This is a genomic window from Formosa sp. L2A11 (assembly GCF_009796865.1).
In the GTDB taxonomy this organism is placed as follows: domain Bacteria; phylum Bacteroidota; class Bacteroidia; order Flavobacteriales; family Flavobacteriaceae; genus Formosa.
This window is the reverse complement of record NZ_CP047028.1, coordinates 1,099,175-1,120,462: the sequence shown is the minus strand read 5'-3', so window position 1 is coordinate 1,120,462 and position 21,288 is coordinate 1,099,175. Positions and strand designations below refer to the sequence as shown.

Sequence of the window (21,288 nt, the reverse complement as noted above, 5' to 3'; positions counted from 1 at the left end):
TTTTGATTGTTTCAACTAAAGAAATGAAATAATATGATTTACATAATATGTGTTTCTGTGAAATTCTTATCTACAATTAAATGATAACTTGTTTTTACTTCATTTAAAGTGTCTAGATCAATGGCTACATTATCAACTTCAATTTTTGTAATAGGGAAAGGAAGTCCTATAAGTTTTAATTTAAAGCGCGTATAAGGCGTTGTATACTTACCAGAGGTATGTTGTTGTATAATTAATTGCTTAGCCTTACCATTAAGCTTAAACTTACTTAAATTATAACGTCCTTTTGTGTAATCGTAACCATCATGTATATCGTCGAATAATAAAGATTGTTCTTTTCCTAATTTATAATGTACATCTAGAGTAACCTCATCAAATTCCTTTTCGCCAACATATTGTTGCACGGGGTATTTTGGAATAATACTTCCTGCTTTTATAAACAGAGGCATCGTATCTAATTCTGTATCTACCCAAATTTCTTTTCCTCCTTGTACAAGTTCTTGTGTCCAGTAGTTATACCAATTTCCACGCGGAACATACATACGTCGTCCTTTAGAATTTGGTTCTAAAATTGGGCAGACTAAAATGTTGTTTCCATATACAAATTCGTCTGTTCGGTAATGGGTTTGAATGTCTTCTTGATCGTAAAGTACAAGCGATTTTAAAATCGGAATACCTTCATCTAAATATTGCCAAAAAGCAGTGTATAAATAGGGTAGAAGCTGATAACGTAATTCTATAAACGCACGGACAATATCTGTTACTTCGTCTCCAAACATCCAAGGTTCTTGTTCGCCATGATCTCCAGAAGAGTGTGTTCTACAAAACGGATGAAATACGCCCAATTGAATCCAACGTGTGTATAATTCGCCATTAGGTTGTTCTGCAAAACCACCAATATCACTTCCTATAAACGAAAATCCAGAAAGCGACATGCGTTGTGCTTGTACATTGGCAATCCATAAATGTTCCCAAGAAGCAATGTTATCTCCTGTCCAAGCAGACGTATAGCGTTGTGTTCCTGAGTATGCGGCTCTTGTAATTACAAACGGACGTTTTGGATATGCAAATTTCTTTAAGCCATGATACGTTGCTCTGGCCATTTGCATGCCATAAACATTATGAGCTTTTCTGTGGCTACATGGGTTTCCTTCGTAATCGTGGCGTACATCGTCTGGGAACGTTTTGTTAGGTACTTCCATAACGGCAGGCTCGTTCATATCGTTCCAAACGCCTCTTACGCCTATATCTTCTACAAGTTCTTTAAATAAATCCGACCACCATGCTCTAACTTCTGCTTTAGTAAAATCTGGAAAATAGCATTGTCCTGGCCACACTTTTCCTTTCATATATGGGCCATCTCCACGCTTGCAGAAATAATCTTTTTCTAACGCTTCTTTAAAAACAGGATATTCCGGATCTATTTTAATTCCTGGATCTATAATAACAATGGTTTTAAAACCATCGTCAGACAGTTCTTTTACCATTCGTTTTGGATCTGGAAAATAATCCTTGTTCCAAGTGAAGCAACGGAAACCATCCATATAATCGATGTCTAAATAAATAGCATCACACGGAATGTTTAATTCTCGAAATTTAGATGTAATTTCTTTGACTTTAGATTCCGGATAATAACTCCATTTACATTGATGATAACCTAAAGACCAAAGCGCAGGAAGCTGATGAGGTTTTCCTGTTAAATCTGTATAATTAGCTACAACATCTGTCATTTTAGGACCGTACATGAAGTAGTAATTCATTTCGCCTCCATACGCCCAAAAGCTGGTTATATTTTTACGTTCGTGTGCAAAATCGAAACAAGATTTAAACGAGTTATCGAAAAATATACCATAAGATTTACCATGATGTAATCCGGTGTAAAACGGAATGGCTTTGTATAATGGGTCTGTATGTTTACCAAAGGCAAAAGAGTCTGATACCCAATTTTCGAAACGTTTTCCTTTTAAATTTAAATGATCTGGTTTGTCTCCTAATCCATAATAACTTTCGCCGTCGTTAGAGACTTTACTCATTTTTACAATATTGCCACCAAACTCGTAACATTCTGCCCAGTGATAACCAAGTTCATCTTGAGAGATTAAAGTATGATCTAAAGCATCAAATAGTGCTATTTTTAAATTGCTTTTATTAATCTTACAAATTAATTTTGAAGTCGTTACAATATAAAAATTATCGACTTCTTCAACCTCTAAATGATTATAACCTGTACTTGCGTATTTTGTAATCGCATAGGAAAAGTCGTTTTCGAAACTAGGATAAGTAGAATATCTAAAACGCAAGACACTATCTCGCACTATGGTAAGTTGTAAACCCACTCCATTTTCTGTTTTAAAATGAAGTGTGTCTATGTTTTTTTCGTAGAAAACAATATGGTTAGGAAATTGATCTCCTTTTTGTTCTAATTCTGTATTTGTAATCATAATATATTAATTAGAATAGAACATAAACCTAAGATATTTAGATTGTTACATCCTTTCTTTTTATTAAAATTAAGCGTGCTTTTAATTTAAAGAATGATCTTTATGTGCTAAAATTTAACATATTACAAAATACTGTATTTACTTATACTTGAAAATACTTATAGCTAATGGCGGCACAGTTATAGAAGCTGTAAATGGCTTATTATTCCATGTTTCTTTTTTAGCCTTTATAGGTTTAGCGTTTATTATACCACTACCACCATAAGTTGCATTATCACTGTTAAATACTTCTATTAAGCTTCCTTTTCTAGGTACTCCAATATCGTATTTTTTATGACTATTTGGTGTAAAATTACACACCACAATAAGATCGTTTTCTGGATCGTGTCCTTTTCTTATATAAGAAATTACCGCATTCTGATGATCGTCGTAACTAATCCATTCAAATCCGTCTTGGCTAAATCCTTTTTCATATAAAGCTGGCGTATTTTGATAGAGTGTATTTAACGTTTTTAAATAATTTTTAGTGTTTATATGCGGTTCAAATTCTAGTAAATTCCAATCTAAACTACTTAGAGAATCCCATTCGTTGTATTGTCCAAACTCAGAACCCATAAAAAGTAATTTGGTACCTGGATGTGTGTACATATAACCGTACATTAATCTTAAATTGGCAAAACGTTGCCATTCGTCTCCTGGCATTCTGCCTAAAACAGAATTTTTACCATACACCACTTCGTCGTGAGAAATAGGTAACATAAAATGTTCTGAAAACGCATAGGCTAAACTAAACGTAATTTCGTTTTGGTGGTAGCTTCTGTAAATTGGATCTTTCTTAAAATAATCTAAGGTATCGTGCATCCAACCCATCATCCATTTCATACCAAAACCTAATCCGCCATGTTCTACTTTATTAGTTACACCGGTATAGGCTGTAGATTCTTCTGCTATGGTTTGTACGCCATCAAACATAGAATATACAGCTTCGTTACATTCTTTTAAAAATGAAACTGCTGCTAGGTTTTCGTTTCCTCCGTAAATATTTGGTTCCCATTCGCCATCTTCTCTAGAATAATCTAGATAAATCATAGAGGCAACAGCATCTACACGTAAGGCATCTATATGATAATTTTTAAGCCAGTAAATGGCATTACTTATTAAAAACGAACGTACTTCTGGGCGTTCATAATTAAAAATTAAACTTTTCCAATCTGGGTGATAGCCTTTTTTAATGTCTGGATGTTCGTAAAGACAAGAGCCATCAAAATTCCCTAAACCATGCGCATCCGATGGGAAATGTGAAGGAACCCAATCTAAAATAACACCAATATCTGCTTTATGAAACGCATCTACCAAGCCCATAAATTCTTGTGGTGTTCCAAATCGAGACGTTGGTGCAAAATATCCTGTTATTTGATATCCCCAAGACGGATCGTAAGGATATTCCATAATAGGCATAAATTCTACATGTGTAAAATTCATCTCTTTCACATAATCTACTAATGTCTTAGCAAGTTCGTTATACGTTAAAAAACGATCTTCTTCAACATTACGCATCCAAGATCCTAAATGTACCTCGTAAACGGCATATGGTCTGTCTAAACCATTTTTTTCATTTCGGTAAGACATCCAACTTTTGTCTTTCCACTTATAGTCTGAATTGTCCCAAACTACAGAAGCGGTTTTTGGAGGCTGTTCGCAACGGATACCATAGGGATCTGCTTTTTCGGTTTTTATGTTGTTATTATTGCTAGTAATAGCATATTTATACAAACTCCCTTTACCAATTTTAGGAATAAACCCTTCCCAAATTCCGCTAGAATCCCAACGTACATTTAGAGGGTGTTCTTCTGAATTCCAAAAATTAAAATCTCCAATAACAGAAACCGATTTTGCGCTTGGTGCCCAAACAGCAAAATAGGTTCCTTTTTCACCTTCGCAGGTTATTATATGAGATCCAAATTTTTCGAATAAATTATAATGTTTCCCAGACTTAAATAAATTGATATCAAAATCTGTGAATAAGCTAAACGGTATAACTTGTGACATAGTTGTTTGTTGTATATCGCTTCAAATTATTTTGAAGTGAAAAAATAAAATACTTTAGGTGTTATAGTACAAACCCTGATGGTACAACAGCGCCTTTTTTAATGACTACAATACCATCTCTAATTACATAAAGATCGGTTTCGGTATCTTCTAAATGTTTGCCACCATTAATAGTAACGTCATCTCCAATTTTACTGTTTTTATCAATAATTGCATTGTTAATAACACAACGTTCGCCAATACCAACAAGAATTTTAATATGATTTTTATCTATTTCTTCTAGCGTTTCGTAATAGTCAGACCCCATAATATATGAGTTTGTAATTACGGTATCTTTTCCAATACGCGCACGAATTCCAACTACGGAATGTTTAATTTTAGAAGCATGTATTATACATCCTTCTGCAATAACAACTTTATCTAATGTTGTTCCTGCTAATTTTGTTGTAGGAAGCATTCTAGCGTGTGTGTAAATACGCTGATTTGTGTCGTATAAATTGAATTTAGGGATATCGTCTGTTAAGCCTAAGTTGGCTTCAAAGAACGATTCTATGGTGCCTATATCTGTCCAATACCCTTCGTATTGGTAACTATATACGGGACGTTTACCAATAGCTTGTGGTATAATTTCTTTACCAAAATCGTTAGTGCTTGGGTCGTTCATTAAATCGACTAACAATTGTTTATTAAATACGTATATTCCCATGGAAGCCAAATAATGACGTCCTTCTTGTTTCATTTCATCACTAACCTCAGATTCCCATCCTTTAATTAACTCACTATTAGGTTTCTCAATAAATGAAGAAATCATGCTATTTTCATCGGTTTTTAAAATTCCGAAAGCCGTACCATCTTTAGCATTTACAGGATAAGTTGCAACACTTATTTCTGCACCACTTTCAATATGCTTTTCAATTAATTCATTTAAATCCATTTGATATAATTGATCACCAGAAAGGATAAGCGCGTACTCGAAATCGTTTCTTAAAAAGTGATGCATACTCTGTCTAACGGCATCTGCAGTACCTTGGAACCAGTTACTGTTAGAGATAGTTTGTTCTGCTGCTAATACATTTACAAATGCTGAACTAAAGAAACTAAAGTGATACGTATCTTTAATATGGCGGTTTAATGAAGCAGAATTAAACTGTGTTAAAACAAACATACGTTTGATGTCTGAATTGATACAGTTTGAGATAGGAATATCTACCAATCGATATTTTCCTGCAATTGGAACAGCTGGTTTAGATCTGTCCTCGGTTAAAGGGTAAAGTCTGGAGCCTTGCCCTCCACCTAAAATTATAGATAGTACTTTGTTGTTAATCATAAAAATGGATTTAATGAGTTATACACGTTTAAATATGATTCTGCAGAAGCATGCCAAGAATGGTCTATAGACATAACTTCTACTCTAGTTTGTTTAAATATTTCTGAATCGTAAAATTCTGTAGCACGTTCTATGGCTTCACAAACTTCTGAAACAGTGACACCGTTATGGCAAATACCAAATCCGCCATCGTAAAGATCTTCTACTGTATCTTTTAGTCCACCAACACTATTAACTATTGGAATTGTACCGTATCTTAAGGCATACATTTGGTTTAACCCACAAGGTTCTACACGAGATGGCATTAACAGAAAATCTGCTCCGGCATATATAATATGCGAGAGTTTTTCGTCGTAACCAATATAGGCATTGTACTTATCTGGAAACTTTTCTTTAAGGTTTATAAGGTCATTTTCGGTGTGTTTTTCACCAGAACCTAATAGTAATATGGAGATGTCGTTACCAAACAATGATTCTGAAAAAATCTTAGGAAACAAATCGGCTCCTTTTTGTTCTACTAAACGTCCAATAAAAGCAATAAGTGGTCGCTCTACATCTAAATTAAATTTATTACACAGCCATTGTTTGTTTTTAAATTTGCCTTCATATATGGTGTCCTGTGTATAGTTTTCTATAATTAATGGATCTGTTTCTGTATTCCAAACTTTTGTATCTATCCCGTTTAAAATTCCAATACATTTAGCATGCTCATCACTTAAAAGTGATTCTAAGCCATTTGCATTTAATTCTAATTCGTCCATATAATTTGGAGATACTGTAGTCACTACCCAAGCACATTTTATAGCAGATGCCATTGGGTTTATACAATGATTCCAATCTAATAGTCCAACGTGGCTAAATTTAAACTCAGGGATAAGACCAACCAAATCGTGAGAAAACCAACCTTGATACTGTGCATTATGAATGGTAAAGGCAACAGCAACTTTTCTTAGCATAGAATATCTAAACGATTCTTGCATCATGAAAGGAATTAATCCGGTATGATGATCGTGACAGTGTATAACATCTGGAATAGTTTCGCTTTGTGCAATCCAATCTAAGGCTGCGATTTGGAAGGCTAAAAAGCGTTCTGTATCGTCCGAAGTGTAAACAAAATCTGTGTATAGAAGTTCTGGCACATCTACAAAGAAGATTTTAAAACCTAAATCATTTTCATGATCCTTTAACGTTAAAATTCTAAAATCATAATCTGTTTCGCCTAGTAAAATGGTGTCATTATACACGGCTTCAAAACAATGAGATTGTGTGTATTCGTTTTTGTAAAAAGGCATTACAACCTGACTAGTAGCTCCTAGTTCGTTTTGGTATTTTGGTAGTGCTCCTAATACATCGGCAAGACCGCCAACTTTGGCGATTGGGTAACATTCGGCACTTAGATGAGTGATTATCATAGCTTATTAAATGGCATTTCCCTATAAACTTAACAAGATTATTTGAATTCCTTATTATGTTTTTATAACAATTATGAAAAAAAATGTTATTTGGAATAATTATCCACATTTAATAAGTTAAATGTATAAACAGATTTTAAAGTATTTATGCATTATTTATTTGAAAATTAAATTATTACATAAAAAAAGACCATCTGGAAAGATGGTTTTTTTTATAAAAATATGTTATGTTTTTGTTTAATCGTTTAGTTTTAAAACGGCCATAAATGCTTGTTGAGGTATTTCTACATTTCCAACAAGACGCATACGTTTTTTTCCTTTTTTCTGTTTTTCTAAAAGTTTACGTTTTCTAGAAATATCTCCACCGTAACATTTTGCTGTTACATCCTTACGTAAGGCTTTAATAGTTTCTCTAGAAATAATTTTGGCTCCAATTGCTGCTTGAATTGGAATATCGAATTGCTGACGCGGAATTAATTCTTTCAGTTTTTCACACATTTTCTTACCAATATTTTGAGCATTATCTGCATGAATTAAAGCAGAAAGCGCATCTACCGTTTGTGCATTTAATAAAATATCTAGTCTTACTAATTTAGAAATCTTCATACCAATTGGATGGTAATCGAAAGAAGCATATCCTTTAGATACTGTTTTTAAACGATCGTAAAAATCGAATACAATTTCTGCTAAAGGCATATCGAAAGTTAACTCAACACGTTCTGGTGTTAAATAGGTCTGATTTAAAATCATCCCTCTTTTTTCAATACAAAGCGACATAACATTACCAACAAAGTCTGACTTTGTAATAATGGTAGCTTTTATATAAGGTTCTTCAACTCTGTTAATTGTTGAAGGATCTGGTAAGTCTGATGGGTTATTTACAACAAAAGAAGTATCTGGATTTTTGTTTGTATAGGCGTTGTAAGATACATTGGGAACAGTTGTAATAACCGTCATGTCGAACTCACGCTCTAAACGTTCTTGTATAATTTCCATGTGAAGCATTCCTAAGAATCCGCAACGGAAACCAAAACCTAAGGCGGCAGAACTTTCTGGAAAGAACACTAACGATGCATCGTTAAGTTGTAGTTTTTCCATAGAGTTACGTAATTCTTCGTAATCTTCTGTATCTACAGGATAAATACCTGCAAAAACCATTGGTTTTACATCTTCAAAACCTTCAACTATATTTGTTGTAGGGTTATCAAAATCTGTAATAGTATCTCCAACTTTTACTTCTTTAGCTGTTTTAATACCGGTAATTAAATACCCTACATCTCCAGCTTTTACACTTTTTTTTGCGACTTGGGTAAGTTTTAAGGTACCTACTTCATCTGCATAATATTCTTTATCTGTAGCGACAAATTTAATTTTTTGTCCTTTTTTAATTTCACCATTAAAGACTCTAAAATACGTTTCAATACCTCTAAAGGTATTGTAAACAGAGTCGAATATTAAAGCTTGAAGCGGCTCGTCTACATTTCCTTTTGGAGCAGGAATACGTTCTATAACAGCTTCTAAAATTTTATCTACACCAAAACCTGTTTTTCCACTAGCGTGAATAACATCTTCAGGTTTACAACCTATTAAATCTACAATATCGTCTGTAACTTCTTCTGGGTTTGCACTTGGTAAATCTACTTTATTAAGAACTGGAATAATTTCTAAATCATTTTCTAAAGCTAAATATAGATTAGAAATAGTTTGCGCTTGTATACTTTGTGCAGCATCTACAATTAAAAGTGCACCTTCGCAAGCAGCAATAGATCTTGAGACTTCGTAAGAGAAATCTACGTGTCCAGGAGTGTCAATAAGGTTTAAAACATATTGTTCACCTTTATAAACATAATCCATTTGTATGGCATGCGATTTAATGGTAATACCACGCTCTCGCTCCAAATCCATGGTGTCTAATAACTGGTTTTGTTTTTCACGTTCGGTAACCGAACCTGTATAATCTAATAACCGATCGGCCAATGTACTTTTACCGTGATCTATGTGTGCAATGATGCAAAAATTTCTGATGTTCTTCATAAAGAAAACTATACCTTGCTTTAATCTGCAAATATAGTAGAATTAGATTAGCAATTTGATATTTTTTGAACACTAGTCTCCATATGTTAAAACTTTAGTTTTTAAAGTGGTTAACTTATATTTTAATTAAAGTTTTTTAGTCTATTTTTGAGTAACCATTTTCGCTATTTATGTCTTTAAAATTAACTTCTTTACTTTTTCTATGCTCTTATTTTAGCCTAGCCCAAGACATTAAAATATCGGGACAGGTTCTAGATCAAGCAAACGCTCCTGTTTCTTACGCAAATGTTATTTTAGTAAACACGAAAGACGAGTCTAGTGTTAGAGGAACTATTACAAATGATGATGGTTATTTTAACGTAGCATCTTTAACTGCTGGAACGTATCTTTTAGATATTAGTTTTATAGGCTATGCACATTATAAAACCGAAATACACTTACAAGCATCTACAGATTTAAAATCAATTATTTTAGAAGAATTTAATGAAGCGTTAGATGCTATTACTCTTTTTGCAAAGCGACCAACTTACACGAAACAATCCGATCGTATCATTTTTAATATTGAAGACACCTCTTTAACAGAAGCAAATGTAATGGATGTTTTAAGAAGTACGCCTGGTATTTTAATTATGAATGATGAAATTAGTGTTAGAAACAGTTCTAATATTATTTATTTAATTAACAATAAACGGGTTTATCTAACTGGAGAAGATTTACAACAATTACTTATCGGAACCACGGCCACTAATGTGCAATCTGTTGAGGTTATTACAAATCCGCCTGCAAAATACGATGCAGAAGGTTCTGCAGTAATTAATATTACTATGAGTAAAAATCTAATAATAGGTTACAACGGAAGTGTTTATACAGATTATACACAAGGAATGTATCCGCGAGTAAGAGGAGGAATGAATCATTTTTATAAGACCGATAAATTAAGTGTTTTTGCAAACTATTCTTATGGAGAAAGAAAGAAGAATAGAGTCAATACTAGCGAAATTAATTTTATAGAAGACAATGTTGTTGTTGGACAGTGGAATGATAAAATTGATAGAAATACAAAAATGAAATCTCATTTTGCTAATGCGAATGTAGATTATAGTATAAATGATGCTAACGTTATTTCGTTTTCTGGAAATTTAAACATTACACCATATTGGAATCGGAAAGCTGAGATGGCTACTGAAGCTATAGATTCTTCGTTTGTTTCAGAAAATATTATAAACGACACCAAAGATAATGTGGCTTTAAATTTGGATTATGTTAATACGGCCGAGTCCGGAAATACACTTTCCATTAATCTGCATCACACCAATTACGATTATGAGAGGCAGCAAGATATGAGTTCTAAATATTATGATATAGACCAACTGCTTACCCGAGAGAATATGTTTAATTCTATGTCTATACAAAATACGTATATCTATTCAGGGCAGGCAGATTATAATACAACATTATTAGAGGATATAGATTTAACTTTTGGTACAAAAGTGTCGTTAATAGACTCTAAAAGTTCTGTAGATCAGTATTATTTTTTAGAGAATAGATTTATTTTAGATGATTTAAATAGTGGTGTTTTTAATTACGAAGAAATGAATTATGCAGGGTATGTAAACATTTCTAAATCTTGGGAAACATGGAGTTTTTCTGCCGGTTTACGTGGTGAATATACAGATGCAGAAGGCGATGTATCGTCTAATTATGAACTAAATGAATTCGATTATTTTAAATTATTTCCAACCTTAAATGTGTCTCACGATTTTAATGAAAACCACAGTTTAGGACTATCTTATGGTAAGCGTATAGAGCGTCCAACATACTCTTCATTAAATCCTTTTAAATACTATTTTAACGATTATACTTTTTTACAAGGGAACCCTAATTTAAATCCAACAATTTCGCATCTAACAACCTTGTCTTACACTTTTAAAGGTACATATACTTTTGAGGTGTATTACCGTTATGAAGATAATCCCACTTCAGAATTAGTTTTTCAGGATAATGCCACCAATCAGGTCTTTTACCTACCTACCAATTTAGATAAATCGTTAGATTATGGTTTCGACTTTATAATGTATCAGTCATTTACAGATATTTGGTCTGTGTATGTGGTTAACTCTATATTTCATGATAAAACCTATTTTGAAGCTTTAGAAAGTGGAAATTCATTAGAAACTAACCAAACTTGGTCTATGTATACCAATGTGATGAATTTCTTTTCCTTTACAGAAGATCATAGTTTAAGCGGAGAAATTTCAATTTTATATATGTCTCCAATGATTAATGGATCTTCAGATATTTCATCTCGAGCACAAATAGATTTAGGTTTAAAAAAGAGTTTTAATAACGGAAAATGGGTAGCGTCACTAAAATTGAACGATATTTTTAAGACGACAAACTTCACTGTTAAAAACAAATACTTGAATCAAGATAACACCTATAATAATAAATACGATAATCAATATTTCCGTGTTGGCCTGCGTTATAGCTTCGGAAACACAAGACTTTCTACTAACGAAAAAGAAGAAAAAGAATTAAATGAAAGAAATCGTTTGAGTCCAGAAAGTGCAGATAATTAGTAAACTTCTATGTAATTGATTTGTAATATGATTATCTCTTAAGTTAATACGATTTTTTATGTTATTTTTGAATAACCATTTTTTTAACTTATGTCTTTAAAACTAACTATCTTCTTTGTTCTTTGTTCTTATGTGTGTATTTCTCAAGAAAATAAAATTTCTGCACAGGTCACAGATCAAAACAATTCTCCCATTTCTTATGCCAATGTTATTATAACAAATAAGTCCGACGATTCTGAACTTAAAGGAACAATAACTAACGATAGTGGACACTTTGTTATAGATAGAATTGAAACAGGAACTTATGATTTAGAAATTAGTTTTGTAGGATACTCTTCTTACAGTAAAGAGATATTTATAGATAAAGTGATTTATTTAGAATCTGTTGTTTTAAAAGAATTATCTGAAAAAGAATTAAATGCTGTAGATGTTTTTGTTAATTAAGTTAAAAAAATTAAATAAAGACAATTGTTTATATCTTGAAAGTAATACTCAAGATCTCATTTTTTAGGTTCTTATTAACCACTACTTATCTGTTAAAAATCATTTTTACAATACATTAAGAATGAAGTTAGGCATCCTATTATTCTTTAAAACAGATCTTCATTACTGTTTTATGTATTAAACACTTCAATCACAAAATATTAATGAAATAGTATTTATTATATCATTTTAAGTATTTTTGCCCACTTAAAAAATAGACTTTGGTTAAAATAGATACTATAGAACTTCCCGATTTTCCGTTACTTTTAGCACCTATGGAAGATGTTAGCGATCCACCTTTTCGTGCACTTTGTAAAGAGCAGGGCGCAGATGTGGTGTATACAGAATTTATTTCTAGCGAAGGCTTAATTCGTGATGCTGCAAAAAGTACCATGAAATTAGATATTTACGAAAAAGAGCGTCCGGTTGGTATTCAAATTTTTGGAGCTAATCTGGATAGTATGTTACAAACTGTAGATATAGTAACTCGGTCTAAACCCGATATTATTGATATTAATTTTGGATGTCCTGTTAAAAAAGTAGTCTCTAAAGGTGCTGGAGCAGGGATTTTAAAAGATATTGATTTAATGGTGAGTTTAACTGAAGCCATGGTAAAACGTACCCACTTACCAATAACTGTAAAAACCCGTTTGGGGTGGGATCACGATTCTATACGTATTATGGAAGTTGCCGAACGTTTACAAGATGTAGGTTGTAAAGCAATTTCTATTCATGGACGTACACGTGCACAAATGTATAAAGGAGATGCCGATTGGGGACCGATTGCCGATGTAAAAAACAACCCAAGAATGCATATTCCTGTATTTGGAAATGGCGATGTAGATACGCCAGAGAAAGCCATGAAAATGCGTGACGAATATGGTTTAGATGGTTGTATGATTGGTCGTGCAAGTATTGGAAACCCGTGGTTTTTTAAGCAAGTAAAACACTTTTTTGAAACCGGAGAACATCTCGATCCAATTACTATTGAAGCGCGTGTAGAAGCGGCCAAACGTCATTTACAAATGGCCATTGATTGGAAAGGCGAAATTCTTGGTGTTTTTGAAACCCGTCGTCATTATACAAACTACTTTAAAGGTATTCCGCATTTTAAAGAATACCGCCAGCGTATAGTAACTAGCGATGCTTCTAAAGATGTTTTTGATGCTTTAGATATGGTTTTAAACGATTTTTCTGATTATAAGTTTGAACGCTAATGCGGTTGGAAATTTAGTATTTAATTACAGATTCAATAATTGAGACCCTGAAATAAATTCAGGGTGACGTCAAATTATCATTTAGGAGAATTCTTTTAAATTATCCGATATTAAATGGTTTCAATTAAAGATTTAGAATTCTGAATCGGACAATTTTTTTTGAAGCTTTATCGTTTTGTTTATTCAACCGTCATGCTGAACTTGTTTGATTTCGTTGAATCTTTGATTTCAGTATCACATTATTTTGAATAGTTGACAATTATGTATTAACAATTGAGACCCTGAAATAAATTCAGGGTGACGTCAAATTATCATTTAGGAGAATTCTTTTAAATTATCCGATATTAAATGGTTTCAATTAAAGACTTAGAAATTCTAACAGAAGCAATTTTTGATGCTATAATTCCTAATATCGAAATGGTAAGCAGTACAATTATTACATTAGAAAAATTAATTGCAACCGGATAAGGTAAGCTAGGCGTAATCATAACCAAAGAAAAGGCTTGTTGCAGCCCTACAATTACAAGGCCAATTATTAAGCCGGCAATACCACCAAAAACAGCCATTAAACTGCCTTGATAGAAAAATATACGTCTAATATCTCTTACAGAAGCTCCTAGTTTATAAAGTGTACTCAGTGTTTTTTTCTTGTCTAAAATCATCATAACTATAGAGCCAATCACATTAAAAAGAGCAATAATTAAAACTAAAGTAAATATTAAATACACCGCTAAATTCTCGGTATTCAACATTTTATAAAGTGCATCATTTAATTGTACACGATTTTTAATAATTACAGTATCTCCTAAAATAGCTTTAAGCTGCGATTTTATAATATCTTCGTCTATATTCGGATTCATTTTAAATTCTATAGCCGAAACCTGATTAGGTTTATAACTTAAAAGTTCGCGAGACATTTCGAATGGTGTGTATACATAGGTTTCATTCAATGTTTCGTTTACATCAAACAAGCCAATATTTACACAATGTATGGCATTGAAAGCACTTTTTGTTGAGGTAATTTGTCCTGTTCCCGGTTTTGGAACGTAAATGGTAACTGATTTTCCGTAGTCTAAAACACCTAGCGATAAATGATTAGAAACACCCCAACCTGCAACCATTTGGTTGGTGTTTTGATTTAACCAACTCCCTTGAATAATAACGGAATCTATGGCATTTACTTGATTATAATTTTCGTCTACACCTTTTATAAAGGCAGGAAAGTTTTTGCCATCGTAAGCCAGAATAACGCGTTCTTCAATAATTTTAGAATACGAAGCAATAGCATCTAAATCATGTAATGCTTTAAACTGTTTGTCTGAAAGCATAAACGATTTTCCTGTAGCAGGAACAGCCTTTAAATCTGGGTCTATAATGGTAGAAAACTTCAGTGTAAAATCCTTTAATCCAGAAAAACCAGAAAGCACAATAAACAGTGAAGCGGCCCCAAGAATAACACCTACGGCAGCAATTATAGTTATAAAATTAATGGCATTGTTGCTGCTTTTCGAGCGTAAATAACGTTGGGCAATGTACAGCGGGAAATTCAATTTACGACTTTTTGTGATCTCCTAAAAGGTCTGGATTGTTAATAGGATTGTCTTTTCCTTTTAAAGATTGTTCTATTTGGTCGATATACTCTAAAGAGTCATCTACAAAAAATTCTAAATTAGGCATTCTACGTAATTGGTGTTTTGTACGTTGTGCTAGCTCGTGTCTAATTAAAGGTGTGTTAGAACGAATACCAACTAGTAATTCTTTGGCCTTATCGTTAGGAAAAATACTAAGATATACTTTCGCAATAGAAAGATCTACAGTTACGTTTACTTTAGATACCGAAATTAGTATCCCTTTCATTCCACCTTGAGTTGCGGCATTTTGAAGTACGTCTACTAAATCGCGTTGTAAAACTGAGCCTATTTTTTTTTGTCTATTACTTTCCATGGTGCAAAAATAGTCGATATTTAAAGATTATCTTACTTTTAGAAGTAAAATTTACATTGAAATATAAAAGTATAAAATATTTAATAAACAGTGTTCTACGTGCTATGTAGAGAATTAAAGTGTTGTAAGAATAAAATTAAGTAAAAAGTAATTGCAAAAAGGTTTGTAGAATTTTAAAAATAATAGTAATATTGCACTCCAATTTTGAGGTCCTATAGCTCAGTTGGTTAGAGCACCTGACTCATAATCAGGTGGTCCATGGTTCGAGTCCATGTGGGACCACTTCAATATTGTTAAGCCTTTCGAGAAATCGAGAGGCTTTTTTGTTTTTTCTCTTTAATACGAATTATATAATCCTTTTTTGCTATTTCATTTTCTATGGCTCAATATCCTTAAAGCAGTATTTAATAATAAGCGTGTGTATTTTTATGGTAGTAATTAAATTTTAAAATATATAGGTAAAACTAATTGTATAAATATTATATTTGACTGATAATGATGTTTTTATAGTATATTTTATTTGTGCTATAATATAAAAAATAGCTATATAAGTAGTTTTAGTTAAGTGCTGTTTTTGAAAAGAAAATGTCATTATAATTCTTTAAAAATATAAAGGAAAGGGGTTTAGTGTAATAAATTTCTAAAACACGTGCGTTAAATATTATAGTATAATAAAAAGAGCAGTTTTTAGTTTAATAAATATTAGTTTCATGTTTTGTTACTTCTTATTTTCTTCGGAAATTTCCTGTTCACAAACACGCAACGTTTTAGGTAATTAAAAAATAATAAAATGGCAGAGTTAGACGATAAAACATATTTAGATATTCAGGATTTATGTGAAAAAGGAGATAGTTTAGTCGATCAAGAAAATTTTAGTTTGGCGATAGAAAATTATTGGAAAGCATTTGATTTGGTACCCGAACCTAAAACAGATTGGGATGCTGTAACTTGGATTTTAACCGCGATTGGCGATGCTAATTTTATTGGAAATGATTTTCAAGCAGGAGTAGATAATCTTTCTACAGCAATGCATTGTCCTGGAGGAATAGATAATCCATTTATACACATGCGACTTGGTCAATGTCAATTTGAAGTTGGTAATCTAGACCGCGCAGCAGACGAATTAACCAGAGCTTTCGCTATAGAAGGCGATGAAATTTTTTCTGAAGATGATCCTAAATATTTAGAATTTTTAAAGACACGTATAGATACGAGTTCTATCAATAAAAACTCATGATTAGAAGTTTAAAAAGCGCATAATATTATTTAAATAACCGTCTAAATTCTACAATAAAACACACCTCATCATAATTATGAATCTAAAAACAATTATTGCTATATCCTTTTTTATAGCACTTTCGCTACACAGTTATGCGCAATTAACAACTAATGAAACGGTATTATCCGAAATTAGGAATGAAGGCTTTAAAAAATCTGAAGCTATGGATATGCTAAGTCAGTTAACTGATATTTATGGTCAAAGACTTACCGGGAGCAGAGCGTATTTTAAAGCAGCAAAATGGATGTCTGACGAGATGAAAAATAGCGGTCTTCAAAACGTGCATTTTGAAAATTATTGCGATAATTGTCGAGGTTGGGACGTTAAAACGTTTAAAGTTGAAATGGTTACTCCAAATTATATGAGTATTTCTGCATATCCTTTAGCAATGTCTAAAAGTACAAATGGGGTTGTTTCTGGCGAAGTTATAAGTATTGAAAGTTTTGCAGATATGAGTCAGGTAAGACAGGACTTTTCAGGTAAACTAAAAGGTAAAGTAGTTCTTTTAGGTGTGGAGCCACAAAAGAAATCGCTTTTAGATACTCTTGAATTTAGATATTCAGAGCAGCAGTTAAAACAAATGGAATCTAAACTAACTGCAGAGGTTAAAACAACACCGCTACCAGAATTATTTGAGGAATGGAAAACCGAAGATAAAGCAGATGAAGATTTTCTTAAATTCGTAGAAGCAGAAGGTGCTTTAGCGGTACTAACTACGCAGCCTATGTATTTAGGTGTTTTGCATCCGCAAGGAACCTATTATTACCGAGATACAGATCTAAAACCATTACCTTATTTTACCATCATGCCTGAACATTTTGGTAGGTTATACAGAATGACAAAATTAAATACGCCACCAACAATACGTCTTAATTTACAAACCGAATTTTATAGCGAGCCTGAAAATAATGTAAATATTATTGGAGAAATTTCTGGAACAGATGCGAAACTAAAATCAGAATCTATTTTGTTAGGAGCTCATTTCGATTCTTGGCATTCTGGAGCAGGCGCTACAGATAATGGCGTAAACTGCGTTACGTTGGTAGAAGCTTTGCGTATACTTAAAGCTATAGATTATAAACCAAAAAGAACCATTAAAATTGGACTTTGGGGTGGCGAAGAGCAAGCTTTTTTAGGCTCTACCGCTTATGCTAAAAAACACTTTGGAGATTTAGATAAAAAACCAAATTCAGAATCTAAGAAAATTACTGCTTATTTTAATTTAGATAATGGTGCTGGTGCAGTAAGAGGTGTTTATTTACAGAATAATGAATTGGCACGACCTGTTTTTAAGAAAATATTCGAGCCTATTTCATGTATAAGTTCTGGTGCTATAACTATAGAAAATACACTATCTACAGATCATGAAACGTTTGATTATTACAATATACCTTCATTTCAGTTTATTCAAGACGAATTAGCTTACGGTACGGTTACGCATCATTCATATCTTGATTTTTTAGAATATGTTAATGAAAACGACCTAAAGAAAAATGCCGTAATTCTAGCTTGGACTATTTATGCTTTAGATAATATGGAGCATGGAATTCCTAGAAAACATAATTAATTATAGGTAATAGGGTTAATAATATATTGCACCCTTTTCAAAAAGGTTATATATTAACAACTTAATTAAAACGTACCTACTAATGAATAATTGGTTTTCTGCACTAGAACCCTTCGAAAAGGTGTACTGGATTATCGCTTTAACGGCTTCTGTAATTTTTATTATACTCACTCTTTTAACCTTTATTGGTGGTGAATTTGATGAAACGGGAGATGTAGATGCAGACATAGAAGCCGACACAGGTATTGGTTTTCAGTTTTTATCGTTCAAAAATTTAATTGGATTTTTTACCATTTTCGGGTGGACTGGGATTTCTTGTATAGGCAATGGACTGTCTAATGGGGTAACTATTTTAATTTCTAGTATTTGTGGTTTAATTATGATGCTTATTATGGCATCGTTATTTTATTATTTAGGAAAATTAAATAGCAGCGGCTCTTTAAAAATTAAAAATGCTTTAAACCAAATAGGAGAAGTATATCTTACTATAGGTGCCAATCGTTCTAGAATTGGTAAAGTACATATAAATATTCAAGGCGGTATGCGCGAATTAGATGCATTAACCGACGATGCTTCAGAACTTCATCAAGGAGATATAATAATAGTGACCGAAGTAACAGGCACTGGAATTTTAATTGTTAATAAACACACCAACTAATCATGACTTTTTTACAGCTTCAAATTGAGTCCTTAGCGCCATTACTGGCTATTGGATTTGCTATTTTATTTGTTTTTATGATTCTCCTTACTTTTGTAAGAAGATATAAACGATGCCCTTCAGACCGTATTTTGGTCGTTTATGGAAAGGTTGGTACCGGAAATTCTGCCCGTTGTATTCACGGTGGAGCATCTTTTATCTGGCCAGTAATTCAAGATTACGAATATCTAGATTTAACTCCAATTTCTATAGAAGTAAATCTGGTTAATGCGTTAAGTAAGCAGAACATTCGTGTAAATGTACCTTCTCGTTTTACTATTGGTATTTCTACAGAACCTGGCGTTATGCAAAATGCTGCAGAGCGTTTATTAGGTCAAGGTTTAGAGCAAATCCAAGAACTTGCAAAAGAAATTATTTTCGGACAACTTCGTTTGGTTGTTGCATCTATGGATATTGAAGAAATAAATAACGACAGAGATAAGTTCCTGACTAATATTTCTAACAGTGTAGAATCGGAATTAAAGAAAGTAGGTTTAAAATTAATCAACGTAAACATTACAGATATTGTAGACGAATCTGGTTATATTGAAGCTTTAGGAAAAGAAGCTGCAGCACATGCCATTAACGCAGCTCGTAAATCTGTAGCCGAAAAAGTTAGAGATGGTTCTATTGGAGAAGCTAACGCGGTACAAGATCAGCGTACACAAGTAGCGGCTGCAAATGCAAAAGCTGTAGAAGGAGAAAACCTTGCGAAAATTAATGTAGCAAATTCAGATTCGTTACGTCGTCAAAGAGAAGCCGAAGCAGAACGTGTTGCAATTGCTTCAGAAAAAGTACAATCTGCAAAAGCATTAGAAGAATCTTACATTGCAGAACAAGCAGCAGAAGTTACACGTGCCGAAAGAGAAAGAAGCACACAGTTAGCAGATATTATTGTACCTGCAGAAATAGATAAAAAGAAAGTAGAGATAGATGCAGAAGCCGAAGCAGAACGAACAAGACGTCGTGCAAGAGGAGATGCAGATGCTATTTTGTTTAAAGCACAAGCCGAAGCGCAAGGTCTTTATGAAATTATGACAAAACAAGCAGAAGGGTTTGATAGAATTGTAAAAGCGGCAGGAAACAGCTCTCAAGATGCAGTGCTTTTATTAATTGCAGATAAACTTCCAGAATTAGTTAAGCTACAAGCTGAAGCAATTAAAAATATTAAAATTGATAAAGTTACTGTTTGGGAAAACGGATCGTCTAAAGATGGTAAAACAGCGACTTCAAACTTTATTTCTGGAATGTATGGTTCTGTGCCACCACTTCAAGAAATGTTTAATATGGCGGGTATGGAATTACCAGAATATTTAAAAGGAAAGAAAATAGGAGACGGAAACGATGATACTGTTACCGAATTAAATTAGAGATATTCTTTAATACAGTAAAATGAATGCTATCATGCAGATAGATACTATAACGGTATGTATCTGCATGTTGTGTTTTATATAAATAGAGTAGTTTAGGTAATCTACTTTTTTGTTTCAAACTTAATGTATAACTTTAGTTGCAGAAGCTGTCTTATGTTTTATAAACTTAGGTCAAGTAAAAAGTAAACAAATGAGAAATTATATAGTTATAGGAGGATCGTCAGGTGTGGGCGAACAGTTAGTAAATGTACTTGAGGCAGAAGGGTCTCAGATTACAGCAACGTATCTTACAAATACTTCTGAAGATCGTGAACAAGTAAAATATATTAGTTTTGATGCTACAGAAGATACTTTAGATTTAGACGATTTACCTAGTGAAATTCACGGTTTAGCGTATTGTCCAGGTAGCATTAATTTAAAACCATTTCATAGGTTTAAAGAAGAGGATTATATTAACGATTTTAAGCTTCAGGTTACTGGAGCAATTAAAGTTATACAACAACTTTTACCGAGATTAAAGGCTAGCGGAGACGCGTCTATAGTTTTGTTTTCTACAGTAGCTGTTCAGCAAGGATTTAGTTTTCATTCGCAGGTTTCTATCTCTAAAGGTGCTATTGAAGGATTAACACGATCTTTAGCTGCCGAGCTTGCTCCAACCATTAGGGTAAATGCCATTGCGCCTTCGCTTACAGATACAAAGTTGGCTGGTCGCTTATTAAGTACGCCAGAGAAAAAAGAAAATCAGTCTAAAATGAATCCGCTTAAAAAAGTAGGAGATCCGTTAGATATTGCTAAAACAGCTTTATTCTTATTAACACCTAATTCGTCTTGGATTACAGGGCAAATCCTGCATGTAGATGGTGGTGTTTCATCAATAAAATAGTTA

The 21,288-nt window shown here is 32.9% G+C and carries 15 protein-coding genes and 1 tRNA gene; 9 read left to right on the top strand and 7 right to left on the bottom strand.

All coding sequences use genetic code 11. The annotated features are described in order from the left end of the window. Positions 1 to 38: 38 nt before the first annotated feature. The 5 genes from GQR95_RS04915 to lepA all read right to left on the bottom strand — a co-directional run bounded on the left by GQR95_RS04915 (position 39) and on the right by lepA (position 9,263). Positions 39 to 2,441: a glycoside hydrolase family 31 protein gene (locus GQR95_RS04915; protein WP_159022101.1), complete on the bottom strand. Its 2,403-nt coding sequence runs from the start codon at positions 2,439 to 2,441 to the stop codon at positions 39 to 41. Between the two features lie 138 nt (positions 2,442 to 2,579). Beyond that, positions 2,580 to 4,490, bottom strand: coding sequence for a 1,4-alpha-glucan branching protein GlgB (gene glgB / locus GQR95_RS04910; RefSeq protein WP_159022100.1), 1,911 nt, complete (start codon positions 4,488 to 4,490; stop codon positions 2,580 to 2,582). Positions 4,491 to 4,551: 61 nt separating this feature from the next. Then, positions 4,552 to 5,817: a glucose-1-phosphate adenylyltransferase gene (locus GQR95_RS04905; protein ID WP_159022099.1), complete on the bottom strand. Its 1,266-nt coding sequence runs from the start codon at positions 5,815 to 5,817 to the stop codon at positions 4,552 to 4,554. Further along, positions 5,814 to 7,229, bottom strand: coding sequence for a glycogen synthase (locus GQR95_RS04900; RefSeq protein ID WP_159022098.1), 1,416 nt, complete (start codon positions 7,227 to 7,229; stop codon positions 5,814 to 5,816). The genes GQR95_RS04905 and GQR95_RS04900 overlap by 4 nt, the downstream gene beginning before the upstream one ends. 237 nt (positions 7,230 to 7,466) lie before the next feature. Next, positions 7,467 to 9,263, bottom strand: a complete 1,797-nt coding sequence (gene lepA, locus GQR95_RS04895) for a translation elongation factor 4 (RefSeq protein WP_159022097.1) — start codon at positions 9,261 to 9,263, stop codon at positions 7,467 to 7,469. A 170-nt stretch (positions 9,264 to 9,433) separates the two neighbouring features. Here lepA and GQR95_RS04890 point away from each other — a divergent pair, with 170 nt between their 5' ends. The 3 genes from GQR95_RS04890 to dusB all read left to right on the top strand — a co-directional run bounded on the left by GQR95_RS04890 (position 9,434) and on the right by dusB (position 13,542). After that, positions 9,434 to 11,842 carry a TonB-dependent receptor gene (locus tag GQR95_RS04890; protein WP_159022096.1) on the top strand — a complete coding sequence of 803 codons (2,409 nt, stop codon included), beginning with the start codon at positions 9,434 to 9,436 and terminating at the stop codon, positions 11,840 to 11,842. Between the two features lie 90 nt (positions 11,843 to 11,932). After that, on the top strand, positions 11,933 to 12,286 hold the full coding sequence (locus GQR95_RS04885; protein ID WP_159022095.1) for a carboxypeptidase-like regulatory domain-containing protein: 354 nt from the start codon (positions 11,933 to 11,935) through the stop codon (positions 12,284 to 12,286). Positions 12,287 to 12,546: 260 nt separating this feature from the next. After that, complete coding sequence (gene dusB, locus GQR95_RS04880) at positions 12,547 to 13,542, top strand: tRNA dihydrouridine synthase DusB (protein ID WP_159022094.1); 996 nt, start codon at positions 12,547 to 12,549, stop codon at positions 13,540 to 13,542. A gap of 344 nt (positions 13,543 to 13,886) precedes the next feature. Here dusB and GQR95_RS04875 read toward each other — a convergent pair whose 3' ends face one another. Further along, positions 13,887 to 15,092, bottom strand: coding sequence for an ABC transporter permease (locus GQR95_RS04875; RefSeq protein ID WP_159022093.1), 1,206 nt, complete (start codon positions 15,090 to 15,092; stop codon positions 13,887 to 13,889). 1 nt (position 15,093) lies between these two features. Further along, a complete protein-coding gene (rbfA, locus tag GQR95_RS04870; protein ID WP_159022092.1) occupies positions 15,094 to 15,486 on the bottom strand; it encodes a 30S ribosome-binding factor RbfA in 393 nt (130 codons plus the stop codon). 208 nt (positions 15,487 to 15,694) lie between these two features. Here rbfA and GQR95_RS04865 point away from each other — a divergent pair. The 6 genes from GQR95_RS04865 to GQR95_RS04840 all read left to right on the top strand — a co-directional run bounded on the left by GQR95_RS04865 (position 15,695) and on the right by GQR95_RS04840 (position 21,285). Beyond that, positions 15,695 to 15,768, top strand: a tRNA-Ile gene (locus tag GQR95_RS04865). A gap of 508 nt (positions 15,769 to 16,276) precedes the next feature. Then, positions 16,277 to 16,723 (top strand): hypothetical protein, encoded by a 447-nt coding sequence (locus tag GQR95_RS04860; protein WP_159022091.1) that lies wholly within the window; start codon positions 16,277 to 16,279, stop codon positions 16,721 to 16,723. Positions 16,724 to 16,799: 76 nt separating this feature from the next. Then, positions 16,800 to 18,332, top strand: coding sequence for a M28 family peptidase (locus tag GQR95_RS04855; protein WP_159022090.1), 1,533 nt, complete (start codon positions 16,800 to 16,802; stop codon positions 18,330 to 18,332). Positions 18,333 to 18,414: 82 nt separating this feature from the next. Further along, positions 18,415 to 18,990: a hypothetical protein gene (locus GQR95_RS04850; RefSeq protein WP_159022089.1), complete on the top strand. Its 576-nt coding sequence runs from the start codon at positions 18,415 to 18,417 to the stop codon at positions 18,988 to 18,990. Between the two features lie 2 nt (positions 18,991 to 18,992). Next, positions 18,993 to 20,399 carry a flotillin family protein gene (locus tag GQR95_RS04845; RefSeq protein ID WP_159022088.1) on the top strand — a complete coding sequence of 469 codons (1,407 nt, stop codon included), beginning with the start codon at positions 18,993 to 18,995 and terminating at the stop codon, positions 20,397 to 20,399. A 193-nt stretch (positions 20,400 to 20,592) separates the two neighbouring features. Continuing rightward, positions 20,593 to 21,285: an SDR family NAD(P)-dependent oxidoreductase gene (locus GQR95_RS04840; protein ID WP_159022087.1), complete on the top strand. Its 693-nt coding sequence runs from the start codon at positions 20,593 to 20,595 to the stop codon at positions 21,283 to 21,285. Positions 21,286 to 21,288 lie beyond the last annotated feature (3 nt).

What these genes read in the sequence shown, in the direction of transcription:
- GQR95_RS04905 (WP_159022099.1), bottom strand. Translation starts at nt 5,817, where the DNA reads ATGATTAACAACAAAGTACTATCTATAATTTTAGGTGGAGGGCAAGGC.
- GQR95_RS04890 (WP_159022096.1), top strand. Translation starts at nt 9,434, where the DNA reads ATGTCTTTAAAATTAACTTCTTTACTTTTTCTATGCTCTTATTTTAGC.
- rbfA (WP_159022092.1), bottom strand. Translation starts at nt 15,486, where the DNA reads ATGGAAAGTAATAGACAAAAAAAAATAGGCTCAGTTTTACAACGCGAT.
- GQR95_RS04860 (WP_159022091.1), top strand. Translation starts at nt 16,277, where the DNA reads ATGGCAGAGTTAGACGATAAAACATATTTAGATATTCAGGATTTATGT.
- lepA (WP_159022097.1), bottom strand. Translation starts at nt 9,263, where the DNA reads ATGAAGAACATCAGAAATTTTTGCATCATTGCACACATAGATCACGGT.
- GQR95_RS04850 (WP_159022089.1), top strand. Translation starts at nt 18,415, where the DNA reads ATGAATAATTGGTTTTCTGCACTAGAACCCTTCGAAAAGGTGTACTGG.
- GQR95_RS04915 (WP_159022101.1), bottom strand. Translation starts at nt 2,441, where the DNA reads ATGATTACAAATACAGAATTAGAACAAAAAGGAGATCAATTTCCTAAC.
- GQR95_RS04900 (WP_159022098.1), bottom strand. Translation starts at nt 7,229, where the DNA reads ATGATAATCACTCATCTAAGTGCCGAATGTTACCCAATCGCCAAAGTT.
- GQR95_RS04855 (WP_159022090.1), top strand. Translation starts at nt 16,800, where the DNA reads ATGAATCTAAAAACAATTATTGCTATATCCTTTTTTATAGCACTTTCG.
- GQR95_RS04840 (WP_159022087.1), top strand. Translation starts at nt 20,593, where the DNA reads ATGAGAAATTATATAGTTATAGGAGGATCGTCAGGTGTGGGCGAACAG.
- GQR95_RS04845 (WP_159022088.1), top strand. Translation starts at nt 18,993, where the DNA reads ATGACTTTTTTACAGCTTCAAATTGAGTCCTTAGCGCCATTACTGGCT.
- GQR95_RS04885 (WP_159022095.1), top strand. Translation starts at nt 11,933, where the DNA reads ATGTCTTTAAAACTAACTATCTTCTTTGTTCTTTGTTCTTATGTGTGT.
- glgB (WP_159022100.1), bottom strand. Translation starts at nt 4,490, where the DNA reads ATGTCACAAGTTATACCGTTTAGCTTATTCACAGATTTTGATATCAAT.